The following is a 12,010-nucleotide window of genomic DNA, read 5'->3' as shown; positions in this document are numbered from 1 at the left end:
GCGAAATCGTGGCCACCCTGTCCGATCCCTTCGGGCAGCGGGCCGAGCGACCACAGGAGTACAGGTGCGGCCGGTCGGCAGCAAGTATCTGATCGAGGAGAGCCTCGGGCGCGGGGCCACCGGTACGGTCTTCCGCGGCCGGGTCCGCGACGACGCGGCCGTGCCCGGCCTGGAGCCCGGCCGTGCGGTCGCGGTCAAGGTGCTGCGCGAGGAGCTGGCCACCGACCCGGACGTGGTGATGCGCTTCCTGCGGGAGCGCTCGGTGCTGCTGCGCCTGACCCACCCGAACATCGTCCGGGTGCGCGACCTGGTGGTGGAGGGCGAGCTGCTCGCCCTGGTGATGGACCTCGTCGAGGGCCCCGACCTCTTCCGCTACCTGCGCTCCAACGGCCCGCTCAGCCCGATCGCCGGCGCGCTGCTGATGGCGCAGATCGCCGACGCGCTCGCGGCCAGCCACGCGGACGGCGTCGTCCACCGCGACCTGAAGCCGGCCAACGTGCTGCTGGCCACCACGGCCGGCCCGGACGGCACCGAGCAGATGCACCCGATGCTCACCGACTTCGGGATCGCCCGTCTCGCCGACTCCCCGGGCATCACCCGCACCCACGAGTTCGTCGGCACGCCCGCCTACGTCGCCCCGGAGTCCGCCGAGGGCCGCCCGCAGACCGCCGCGGTCGACGTGTACGGCGCCGGCATCATGCTGTACGAGCTGGTCACCGGCCGCCCGCCGTTCCAGGGCGACGGGCCGATCGCGGTGCTCCAGGCGCACCTCGCGCAGGAGCCCGAGCGGCCCCGCTCGCTCCCCGAGCCGCTGTGGACGGTCATCGAGCGCTGCCTGCGCAAGAACCCGGCCGAGCGCCCCACCTCGACCTCGCTGGCCGAGGCCCTGCGGGTGGTCGCCGCCGGTGTCGGCGTGCACTCCTCGCCCGACGCCGTGGAGGCCGCGCTCGCCGTCGGCGACCTGCTGCTGCCCGACCCGGCCCTGGCCGCTGCCGCGGCTGCGCCCGCCGCGTTCGCCGGCTCGGCCGACGCCACCCAGGTGCTGCCCTCCCGCGGCTTCGACCCGGCCGCCGCCACCCAGGCCTTCGCCTCCCCGGGCGCCGAGGACCGCACCCAGGTGATGGCGCCGCCGCCCGCCGGTGCGGCCGACCGCACCCGGGTGATGCCCCCGCTGCCGCCCACCGCGCCGCCCGGCGAGCCCGAGGCGCCGCACCCGTGGCAGACCCAGCTGCGGGCCGCCCGGGACCGCAACCAGCAGACCCAGATCGGCTACTTCGACCCGGAGGATCTGGGCAGCCCCCAGGTCGCGCCGCAGCCGTACCAGGCCCCGCAGGGCCGACCGCCGCAGGGCCGCCCCGCCCAGCAGCCGCCGCAGGGCCGCGGGCAGGGCGGCTACTCCCAGCGGCCCCCGGTGGCCCCGCCGCCGTACCAGGCCCGGCAGAACCCGCCGCAGCCCCCGCAGGGCTACCGGCAGCCCCCGCCGGCCGCGCCGCAGCCGTACCAGGCCGCCCCCCAGCCGTACCAGGCGGCACCGGCCCCGCAGGCCTACCCGCCGCCGCAGCCGCCCGCGCCGGCCCGCCGCCAGGAGCCGGCCCCGCAGCGCCGGGCGGAGCCGCCCGCGCCGCCGCAGCGCCGCGAGCCGGCCCCGCGGCGGGAGCCCCGCCCGCGCAGCCGCAACCGGATGTACATCCCGGGCCTCGGCTGCCTCAAGGGCTGCCTGATGGTGCTGCTGATCCTGGCGATCGCGGCGGTGGCGCTGTGGAACTTCACCGACCTGCCGGTGTACTGGGAGAACGTGAAGACCTGGTTCGGTCAGGCGAGCGACTGGGTGAGCGGACTGACCGGGAGCCAGTGACCTGACGGACCGGCAGGTTGCGATTTTGGCGCTTTGTCGACAATTCACGAATTTTCCGTGATTCGACCTGCTCCGGGAGGCCTCCGGCGGCCCCCGGAGGCCTCCCGGGCGCGTAGGTTGGTCGTCGAGCACCGACCTACCGAGCCCACGGAGCAGCATTGGCACGCAAGATCGGCAGCCGCTACACCGTCCACCAGGTGATCGGCCGGGGTTCCGCCGGCACCGTCTGGCTCGGCGAGGGCCCGGACGGGCCGGTGGCCGTCAAGTTGCTGCGCGAGGACCTGGCCTCCGACCAGGTCCTGGTCGGCCGCTTCGTCCAGGAGCGCGCCGCCCTCACCAGCCTCGACCACCCCCGGGTGGTCGGCGTGCACGACATGGTGGTCGACGGCAGCGACCTCGCCCTGGTCATGGACCTCGTCCAGGGCACCGACCTGCGCACCCGGCTGGAGCGCGAGGGCGCGCTCCCCCCGCTGGCCGCCGCCTCGGTGATCGCCGACGTCGCCGACGGCCTGGCCGCCGCCCACGCCGCCGGCATCGTCCACCGCGACGTGAAGCCCGAGAACGTGCTGCTCGACCTCGCCGCCCCGCCCGGCCCCGGCGGCGCCCCCCGCGCCAAGCTCACCGACTTCGGCATCGCCCGCCTCGTCGACGCCCCCCGCCGCACCCGGGCCACCCGGATCATCGGCACCCCCGACTACCTCGCCCCAGAGATCATCGAGGGCCTGGAGCCGCGCGCCGCCGTCGACATCTACGCCCTCGCCACCGTGCTGTACGAGCTGCTGGCCGGCTTCACCCCCTTCGGCGGCGGCCACACCGGCGCCGTGCTGCGCCGCCACGTCACCGAGAGCGTCCCGCCCGTCCCCGGCATGCCGGACGGCCTGTGGCGGATCATCTCCGAATGCCTGGCCAAGGCCCCCGCCTCCCGGCTGCGCGCAGCCGAGCTGGCCTCCCGGCTGCGCGAGCAGCTGCCGGTGCTGGCCGGCCTGCCGCCGCTCGCCGTCCCGGCCCAGCGCGGCCCGGTCGAGGACGTGCCCACCCCGGGCGAGGCCGTCTACGCCGAGATCGACGCCGGCACCGGCACCCACCGCCGCCGGCGCGGCCCGGCCGTGCCGCTCGTCCCCGCCCCCTCGCCGGACTCCACCCGCGACACCCACACCAGCCTGCGCCGCCCCTCCCCGCAGGAGCTCGCCTCCTACGCGGCCGAGTCCCGGGCCCAGCGCTCGGCGGCCCCGGTGACCAGCCACCGGCGCCGCCGCCTGGTGCGCCGCCGCCGGATGCTGGCGGTGCTGATCGCCACCGTGCTGCTGCTCGCCGGCGCCGCCGCCGCGTACAGCGCCTTCGCCGCCGAAACACCCGCCGCGGGAGCCGTACACGCCCTGCGCGGAGTGCCTGCGGCGACCCCCGGGCCCCCGGTGTAGCCGAACGGTCTCCGCGAACCATTACGCTTGAGGGCGTGGCAGCCGTCGATCCTTCCGAAGAGCTCAAGAACCTCGAGACGACCATGGGGTCGATCGAGGCCGTCCTCGACCTGGACAAGATCCGGGCCGACATCGCGACCCTGGAGGAGGAGGCAGCCGTCCCCACCCTCTGGGACGACGTCGCCAACGCGCAGAAAGTCACCAGCCGGCTCTCCTTCCTCCAGGGCGAGCTGCGCAAGTTCGAGACCCTGCGAGGCCGGGTCGACGACCTCGCCGTCCTGTTCGAGCTGGCCGAGGACGAGGACGACGCGGACACCCGCGCCGAGGCCGAGACCGAGCTGGAGTCGGTCAAGAAGGCCGTCGAGGAGCTCGAGGTCCGCACCCTCCTGTCCGGCGAGTACGACGCCCGCGAGGCCCTGGTCAACATCCGCGCCGAGGCCGGCGGCGTCGACGCCGCCGACTTCGCCGAGCAGCTGATGCGCATGTACCTGCGCTGGGCCGAGCGGCACGGGTACCCGACCGAGGTCTACGACACCTCGTACGCCGAAGAGGCCGGCATCAAGTCCGCGACCTTCACCGTCAAGGCCCCGTACGCCTACGGCACCCTCTCCGTCGAGCAGGGCACCCACCGCCTGGTGCGCATCTCCCCGTTCGACAACCAGGGCCGCCGGCAGACCTCCTTCGCGGGCGTCGAGGTGCTCCCGGTCGTCGAGCAGTCCGACCACGTCGACATCGACGAGGGCGACCTCCGCATCGACGTGTACCGCGCCTCCGGCCCCGGCGGCCAGGGCGTCAACACCACCGACTCCGCGGTGCGCATCACCCACCTCCCGACCGGCATCGTGGTCTCCTGCCAGAACGAGCGCTCGCAGATCCAGAACAAGGCCTCGGCGATGAACGTCCTCCAGGCCAAGCTGCTGGAGCGGCGCCGCCAGGAGGAGAAGGCCGCGATGGACGCCCTCAAGGACAGCGGCAGCTCCTGGGGCAACCAGATGCGCTCCTACGTCCTGCACCCGTACCAGATGGTGAAGGACCTCCGCACCGAGCACGAGGTCGGCAACCCGCAGGGCGTCCTCGACGGCGACATCGACGGCTTCATCGAAGCGGGTATCCGCTGGCGCAAGCAGCGGGAGACCGCGAGCTGATCGGCGCAGACGTGAAAGAAGGGCCCCGGAGCTTCGGCTCCGGGGCCCTTCGGGCGTTTCGGGTCAGGCCAGCGCCTGCCGGGCGATGAGTGCCACCGCGAACAGCGCCGCGATCAGCGCGAGCAGCGTTGCCGGCGTCAGGGCGGCGAAGGGGCCCTGCTGCTCCTGCAGCCGGGCACGGTTGGCGCGGCACACCGGGCACCGGCCCTCGCTCACGCGGCCGTTGCAGTTGGCGCACACCAGATGGTCGCAGGTCATGCGATCTCCTCCTTGCTGTCACTGCAAACGCACCGGACGGGCCGATGGTTCCGTCCGTCTCTCCACTGTGCCAGGTTCGCGGGCGCTCGGCGCCCGCAGAGCCCGGCTTCCAGGGGGCCTTTGTGAGATAGGTCGCAAAGAGCGGACTGATGATTTCCGGACAGATCGGATCAATCTCCGACGAATCAACGGTCAGTACCCGACCCGGCACTGCAGGTGCGGCCGAGGTTCGCGTATGGTCCCAGACCTGGAGCGGTCGGGGAGGATGCCGCTCCGCCCGCCGCACCCGGTCCGAGGCGCGGACGGACCCACCTAGGATGGCCTCCGTGATGCAGCCGTGATCAGATTCGACAACGTCTCCAAGACCTATCCCAAGCAGAACCGTCCTGCCCTGGACAACGTCTCGCTGGAGATCGAGAAGGGTGAGTTCGTCTTCCTGGTCGGCTCGTCCGGCTCCGGGAAGTCGACCTTCCTCCGGCTCTGCCTGCGCGAGGAGCGGCCCAGCACCGGTGCCGTGCACGTGCTCGGCAAGGACCTCGGCAAGCTGTCCAACTGGAAGGTGCCGCACATGCGCCGCCAGCTGGGCACGATCTTCCAGGACTTCCGCCTGCTGCCGAACAAGACCGTCGCGCAGAACGTCGGTTTCGCGCTGGAGGTCATCGGCAAGCCGCGCAGCGCCATCGCCAAGGTGGTGCCCGAGGTCCTCGAGCTGGTCGGCCTCGGCGGCAAGGAGGACCGGATGCCCGGCGAGCTCTCCGGTGGTGAGCAGCAGCGCGTGGCGATCGCCCGGGCCTTCGTCAACCGCCCCATGCTGCTGATCGCGGACGAGCCGACCGGAAACCTCGACCCGGCGAACTCGGTCGGCATCATGAAGCTCCTCGACCGCATCAACCGCACGGGCACCACCGTGCTGATGGCCACGCACGACCAGGCCATCGTCGACCAGATGCGCAAGCGCGTGATCGAACTCGACAAGGGGCTGCTGGTCCGCGACCAGGCCCGCGGTGTGTACGGCTACCAGAACTAGTCGCCGCCGTAACGCCTGACCGCCCGCCTGCACTGACCCTGGATTGAGAGAAGCATGCGCCTCCAGTTCGTCCTCTCGGAGATCGGCATCGGCCTCCGCCGCAACCTGACGATGACCATCGCGGTCATCGTCAGTGTCGCGCTCTCCCTCGCCCTTGCCGGTGGCAGCCTCCTGGTCCGCGACCAGGTCAACTCGATGAAGGGCTACTGGTACGACAAGGTCGAGGTCAGCATCTCGTTCTGCACCAAGTTCGACATGGCGGCCTCGGCGCAGTGCGCCAGCGGCGCGGCCACCGACGAGCAGGTGGAGTCCGTCAAGGCCAAGCTCGACACGATGAAGCCGCTGGTGCAGAAGGCCACGCTGGAGTCCTCCTCGGAGGCCTACAAGCACTGGAAGGAGTCGAACCCGGACAACCCGCTGCTCGCGGCGGTGGGCCCGGAGGCGATGCCGCAGTCGTGGCGGGTCAAGCTCAGCGACCCGACCAAGTACGACGTCATCCAGAGCGCCTTCGCCGGCAAGCCCGGCGTGAAGTCGGTCGACGACCAGCGCCGCATCCTGGAGAACCTGTTCGGCCTGCTCAACGGCCTGCAGACGGCGGCCTTCGTGATCATGGTGCTGATGCTCTTCGTGGCACTGCTGCTGATCGTCAACACCGTCCGGGTGTCGGCCTTCAGCCGCAGGCGCGAGACCGGCATCATGCGCCTGGTCGGTGCCTCGAACTTCTACGTGCAGATGCCGTTCATCGCGGAGGCCGCGGTGTCCGCCCTGCTGGGTGCCGTGATGGCCTCCGGCCTGCTGCTGCTCGGCCACTTCTTCGTCCAGCACTGGCTGGCCAAGCGGGTGCTGTTCATCCAGTTCATCGGCCTGTCCTCGGTGCTGACGGTGATCCCGCTGCTGGTCGTGGTCGGCATGGTGATGGCCGGCATCGCCGCCTTCTTCACCCTGCGCAAGTACCTCAAGGTCTGACCCGCAGGGCCACGGGCGGCCCCGGACGGCACTGCGCCGTCCGGGGCCGCCCGCGTCGTACCCGGGCGTTCCGTCGCCCCGGCGGGCCGCCGCCGCCTAGACTCCGGTCCATGCCGGGAAGTCCGCGTCGGGTACGCCAGGGAGCCACGCTCACCCTGGTGTTCGGCGTCGTGCTCATGGCCGGCGCCGCGAGCGGTGCCTGGGGCGAGCCGCTGACCGTGCCGCTGCCGCCCTCCATGGACGCCGCCGCGCAGATCGCCGCCGGCCGGGACGTCACCGGGGCCGACCTCAGCCCGCAGCAGGCCGAGCAGCTGGTGGACGCCAGCGGCGACCGCTGGGCGGCCTACCTGAGCCCGCAGGAGTACGCGGACCTGGTGCGCGGCCGCTACCTCGGCGTCGGCCTCTCGGTCGACCGCACCCGTGACGGCTCCACCGCCGTCTCCGCCGTCCAGCCCGGCGGCCCCGCCGCCCGGGCCGGGATCGCCGTCGGAGACCGCCTGGTGTCCGTGGACGGCACGAAGGCCGACGGGCTGCCGGTCACCGAGGTGGTCGCCCGGCTGCGCGGCCGCGCCGAGGACCGGGCGGCCAGGACGGTCGCGGTGACCGTCTCGCGCGGCGCCTCCGCGCCCCGCGAGGTGCTGCTGGGGCGGGCCCTGCTGGCGACCGAGGAGGTCGCCGTGGAGCGCCTCCCGGACGGCGCCGTACGGATCACCGTGCGGGCCTTCACCAGTGGCGTGGCCGAGAAGGTGCGGGCGGCCGCCCAGGGCGCCCGGGCGGTCGTCCTGGACCTGCGGGGCAGCTCCGGCGGCCTGGTCGAGGAGGCGGTCGGCACGGCCTCGGTCTTCCTGGACGGCGGGCCGGTCGCCTCGTACGAGTCCCGCGGGGTGCGGCGCGAGCTGACCGCCGCGTACGGCGGCGACACCGCAACGCCGCTGGTGGTGCTGGTGGACGGCGGCACGATGAGCGCCGCCGAGCTGCTCGCGGGCGCCCTGCAGGACCGCTGCCGGGCCGTCCTGGTGGGGGCCCGGACCTTCGGCAAGGGCACCGTGCAGCAGCCCAGCCGGCTCGCCGACGGCGGCGTCGTCGAACTCACGGTGGGCCGCTACTACACCCCCGAGGGCCGCTCGCCCGACGGCGAGGGGCTGCAGCCCGACGTCCCGGCCGGCCCGGAGTCCGCGACCGGGCTCGCCCTGCACGTCCTGGCGGGCCTCGGTCCGCGCCGCTGAGGCCCCGGCCGCCGGGCCGCGGGCCCGCCGCGCCGCCCCGGCGCAAAAGGGCTGCCGCGCACCGCGCCGAGGTGCGAGAATGACCGCGCTATGGCAAAGGAAAAGGGCAACAAGCTCATCGCGCAGAACAAGCGGGCGCGGCACGAGTACACCATCCTCGACACCTACGAGTGCGGGATGGTGCTGACCGGTACCGAGGTGAAGTCCCTCCGCGAGGGCCGGGCGAACATCGTCGACGGGTACGCGTACATCCAGGGCCACGAGGCCTGGGTCGACAACCTGTTCATCCCGGAGTACACCCAGGGCACCTGGACGAACCACTCGGCCAAGCGCAAGCGCAAGCTCCTGCTGCACAAGCTGGAGATCCGCAAGCTGGAGTCGAAGGTCAAGGAGACCGGCCACACGCTGGTGCCGCTCTCCCTGTACTTCAAGGACGGCCGGGTGAAGCTCGAGCTGGCCCTCGCGGTCGGCAAGAAGCTGTACGACAAGCGGCAGACCCTGCGCGAGCAGCAGGACCGCCGCGAGTCGGACCGCGCCATCGCCGCGGCCCGCCGCCGCCAGCGCGCGGTCTGACCGCGCCGGGAGGGGGGCCGCGCCCCGCCGCCGGGTAATGCGCTGGACCCTCCCGGGGCCGACCGCGTACCATGGCACTCGCACCACCGGAGGGCCCGCCCTCCGGAGCTGTTTGTCAAATCAACATGGGGATGATCGGTTTCGACGGTGGTAGTCGAAACAGGAGAAGCGAGCCGAGGAACGCGGCAATGATCTCGTTAACCACGTGTCGCAAAAAATAATCGCCAACACCAAGCGCGATACCCCGCAGTTCGCTCTCGCTGCCTGATCAGCGAGCGAATAGGGTGTCAGACCGGGGAGTTCCCGACCCGGACCCTGGCATAATCTAGGGAACTCAACCGTCCGCCCCGGCTGCGGGGGCGGAGGGGAAACCAAACAGTAGCTGGGCCCGTCGGCGGCTTGTCCGCGTGACTGCCGGGGCCGAGAAAAGCACAGCGGACTGCGCTCGGAGAAGTCCTGAATCCACTCCATCGGACCCGGGTTCGATTCCCGGCATCTCCACCATCCCATGTGCACCCAGGCCGTCCTCCTTCCCGGAGGGCGGCCTTCGTGTGTCTCCGGCGCCTCACACCCGGCCCGCCGGACGGGTGAGAGGACGGTTCCGCAGCCTTCACAGAGCACAACGAAGCGGAAACCCCGGCCTCCTAGCGTCGTTCACGACAGCACGGGCAGGGCAGGCACCGGCACGCAAGGGGAGACCGATGAGCGACACAGCCCAGCGCAGAACAGGCGGCCGCTGGATCCAGGAATGGCGGCCAGAGGACACCGAATTCTGGGAGCGCACCGGCAGCCGGGTGGCCACCCGGAACCTGATCTTCTCCGTGTTCTCCGAGCACATCGGCTTCTCCATCTGGAGCCTGTGGTCGGTGATGGTCCTCTTCATGGGCAAGGACTACGGCATCGACCCGGCCGGCAAGTTCTTCCTGGTCGCCATGCCGACCCTGGTCGGCTCCTTCGTCCGCATCCCCTACACCTTCGCGGTGGCCCGCTTCGGCGGCCGGAACTGGACGATCGTCTCGGCGCTGCTGCTGCTCCTCCCGACCCTGGCGGCCGCGTACGTGATGCACCCGGGCACCTCCTACACCACCTTCATGGTGGTCGCGGCGCTCACCGGCGTCGGCGGCGGAAACTTCGCCTCCTCCATGACCAACATCAACGCCTTCTTCCCGCTCCGGAAGAAGGGCTGGGCGCTCGGCCTCAACGCCGGCGGCGGCAACATCGGCGTCCCCGTCATCCAGCTGATCGGCCTCGGCGTGATCACCTGGGCCGGCGCCACCTCGCCCCGCCTGGTGCTCGGCATCTACATCCCGCTGATCGTCGTCGCGGCGCTCTGCTCGGCCCTGTTCATGGACAACCTGGCCCAGCTCAGCAACGACACCGGCACCTTCAAGGCGATCCTCAAGGAGAAGCACACCTGGCTGATGTCGGTGCTCTACATCGGCACCTTCGGCTCCTTCATCGGCTTCTCCTTCGCCTTCGGCCTCGTCCTGCAGAACCAGTTCGGCCGCACCCCGCTGCAGGCCGCCCAGCTCACCTTCATCGGCCCGCTGCTCGGCTCGCTGATCCGCCCGGTCGGCGGCTGGCTCGCGGACCGCTGGGGCGGCTCCCGGATCACCTTCTGGAACTTCGTCGCCATGGCCGCCGCGACCGGCGTCGTCATCTACGCCTCGTCGCTCAAGTCGCTGCCGGTCTTCCTCGTCGGCTTCATCGCCCTCTTCGTCTTCGCCGGTGTCGGCAACGGCTCCACCTACAAGATGATCCCGGGCATCTTCGAGGCCAAGGCACAGGACCGGATCGCCGCCGGCGACACCCCCGGCGACGCGGCCGCCTGGGCCCGCCGGATGTCCGGCGCCGCCATCGGCGTCATCGGCGCGGTCGGCGCGCTCGGCGGACTCTTCATCAACCTGGCCTTCCGCCAGTCCTTCCTCACCACGAAGAGCGGCACCCCCGCCTTCATGTCCTTCCTCGCCGCGTACGCCGTCTGCTTCGCCCTCACCTGGGCGGTCTACCTGCGGCGCCCGTCGGCGGCCCGCGCCGGTGCCCAGGCCCCGGAGCTCGTCAAGGTCTGAAATCGCCCACAGGGGCCGGTCTGCACCCGCGGACCGGCCCCCACCTGCGAAACAAGCCCGAAATCGGACCGACCCGGCGGTGTCACCCCGGCACGGGACGATGGAACTCCACCCACCCACCCCGTCGCCCGCAACGCCCCCGCCAAGGACCCGTTGCGGACGGCACGTCCCGACGGCCCGCCGACAGCCCCGGGGCGCACCACGAAGGACGTCTGCCCATGGCCGACCTGACCGCCGGCGGGACCGCCGCCCTCGTACCGTCGCAGGACGCAGCCCCGCCACTGGCCGGCTACACCATCGGCATCACCGCCGCCCGCCGCGCCGACGAGCTGGCCGCCCTCCTCCAGCGCCGCGGTGCCACCGTGCTCCGCGCCCCCGCCCTGCGGATCGTCCCGCTCGCCGACGACACCGAACTCCTCGCCGCCACCAGGACCCTGGTCGCGGACCCGCCGGACATCGCCGTCGCCACCACCGGCATCGGCTTCCGCGGCTGGATCGAGGCCGCCGAGGGCTGGGGCCTGTTCGACGACCTCGTCGGCAGCCTCGCCAAGGCCGAGATGCTCGCCCGCGGCCCCAAGGCCAAGGGCGCCATCCGCGCCGCCGGGCTCCGCGAGGCCTGGTCCGCCGAGTCCGAGTCCTCCGTCGAGGTGCTGGAGCGCCTCCTGGAGGAGGGCGTCGACGGCCGCCGGATCGCCGTCCAGCTGCACGGCGCCCCGCTGCGCGACTTCGTCGACTCGCTCACCGCCGCCGGCGCCGAGGTCGTCGAGGTCCCCGTCTACCGCTGGCTGCCGCCCGCCGACCTCGGCCCGGTCGACCGCCTCCTCGACGCCTGTTGCAACGGCTCCCTGGACGCCGTCACCTTCACCTCCGCACCCGCCGCACTCAGCCTCCTCGACCGCGCCGCCGAACGCGGCCAGACCGCCGACCTGCTGCACGCGCTGCGGCGCGACGTCCTGCCGGTCTGCGTCGGCCCGATCACCGCCGCACCGCTCGAGGAGCTCGACGTCGCCACCGTCTGGCCCGAACGGATGCGGCTCGGCGCCATGGTGCAGACCCTCACCGCCCAGCTCCCCGACCGCGCCCGCCGCCTCTCCGTCGCCGGGCACACCCTCGAACTCCGCGGCCAGGCCGCCCTCGTCGACGGCGACCTGCGGCCGGTGCCGCCGGCAGGGATGGCCCTGCTCCGGGCCCTCGCCCGCCGGCCCGGCTGGGTCGTCCCCCGCGCCGAACTCCTGCGGGCGCTGCCCGGCAGCGGCGACGACGAACACGCCGTGGAAACCGCCATGGCCCGCCTGCGGGCCGCCCTCGGCACCCCCCGCCTCATCGCCACCGTCGTCAAACGCGGCTACCGCCTCGCCGTCGACCCCGTCGCCGAACCCGGTACCAAGTACGGCGACGAATAGGCGGGGCACACCCGCGGGGGCACGGGGACCTGCGCAGTTCTCCGTGCCCCCGGGGCACTGCAACCGGTGC

General features: G+C 72.5%; 10 protein-coding genes and 1 other RNA gene. 10 read left to right on the top strand and 1 reads right to left on the bottom strand.

The window, feature by feature from the left end:
* The first annotated feature begins 64 nt into the window (after positions 1–64).
* The 3 genes from ACQ614_RS13785 (at position 65) to prfB (ending at position 4,418) form a co-directional block, all read left to right on the top strand.
* Positions 65–1,855, top strand: a complete 1,791-nt coding sequence (locus ACQ614_RS13785) for a protein kinase domain-containing protein (RefSeq protein ID WP_431678847.1) — start codon at positions 65–67, stop codon at positions 1,853–1,855.
* A 158-nt stretch (positions 1,856–2,013) separates the two neighbouring features.
* Complete coding sequence (locus ACQ614_RS13780) at positions 2,014–3,273, top strand: serine/threonine-protein kinase (protein ID WP_431678846.1); 1,260 nt, start codon at positions 2,014–2,016, stop codon at positions 3,271–3,273.
* A 35-nt stretch (positions 3,274–3,308) separates the two neighbouring features.
* Positions 3,309–4,418: a peptide chain release factor 2 gene (prfB, locus tag ACQ614_RS13775; RefSeq protein WP_431678845.1), complete on the top strand. Its 1,110-nt coding sequence runs from the start codon at positions 3,309–3,311 to the stop codon at positions 4,416–4,418.
* A 63-nt stretch (positions 4,419–4,481) separates the two neighbouring features.
* On the opposite strand, the gene ACQ614_RS13770 is transcribed toward prfB, so the two are convergent.
* The gene (locus ACQ614_RS13770; RefSeq protein ID WP_363487700.1) at positions 4,482–4,676 is read right to left on the bottom strand and encodes a hypothetical protein; all 195 of its coding nucleotides are present in this window, start codon (positions 4,674–4,676) and stop codon (positions 4,482–4,484) included.
* Positions 4,677–5,013: 337 nt separating this feature from the next.
* Between ACQ614_RS13770 and ftsE the strand changes: the two genes are divergently transcribed.
* The 7 genes from ftsE to ACQ614_RS13735 all read left to right on the top strand — a co-directional run bounded on the left by ftsE (position 5,014) and on the right by ACQ614_RS13735 (position 11,940).
* A complete protein-coding gene (gene ftsE / locus ACQ614_RS13765) occupies positions 5,014–5,703 on the top strand; it encodes a cell division ATP-binding protein FtsE (protein WP_431678844.1) in 690 nt (229 codons plus the stop codon).
* A 54-nt stretch (positions 5,704–5,757) separates the two neighbouring features.
* Positions 5,758–6,669 carry a permease-like cell division protein FtsX gene (gene ftsX, locus ACQ614_RS13760; RefSeq protein WP_431678842.1) on the top strand — a complete coding sequence of 304 codons (912 nt, stop codon included), beginning with the start codon at positions 5,758–5,760 and terminating at the stop codon, positions 6,667–6,669.
* Positions 6,670–6,779: 110 nt separating this feature from the next.
* Entirely contained in the window at positions 6,780–7,895 is a 1,116-nt protein-coding gene (locus ACQ614_RS13755) for a S41 family peptidase (protein ID WP_431678840.1), read from the top strand.
* Positions 7,896–7,985: 90 nt separating this feature from the next.
* Entirely contained in the window at positions 7,986–8,468 is a 483-nt protein-coding gene (gene smpB, locus ACQ614_RS13750; RefSeq protein WP_363487692.1) for an SsrA-binding protein SmpB, read from the top strand.
* A gap of 127 nt (positions 8,469–8,595) precedes the next feature.
* Positions 8,596–8,972, top strand: a transfer-messenger RNA (tmRNA) gene (gene ssrA / locus ACQ614_RS13745).
* A 197-nt stretch (positions 8,973–9,169) separates the two neighbouring features.
* Positions 9,170–10,537: a nitrate/nitrite transporter gene (locus ACQ614_RS13740; protein ID WP_431678839.1), complete on the top strand. Its 1,368-nt coding sequence runs from the start codon at positions 9,170–9,172 to the stop codon at positions 10,535–10,537.
* A 218-nt stretch (positions 10,538–10,755) separates the two neighbouring features.
* Complete coding sequence (locus tag ACQ614_RS13735) at positions 10,756–11,940, top strand: uroporphyrinogen-III synthase (RefSeq protein WP_431678837.1); 1,185 nt, start codon at positions 10,756–10,758, stop codon at positions 11,938–11,940.
* The last annotated feature ends 70 nt before the right edge of the window (positions 11,941–12,010 follow it).

The sequence above is a fragment of the Kitasatospora dryopteridis genome (assembly GCF_050749075.1).
Lineage (GTDB): Bacteria > Actinomycetota > Actinomycetes > Streptomycetales > Streptomycetaceae > Kitasatospora.
The sequence above is the reverse complement of the archived record's forward strand: the minus strand, read 5'-3'. Positions and strand labels throughout refer to the sequence as shown.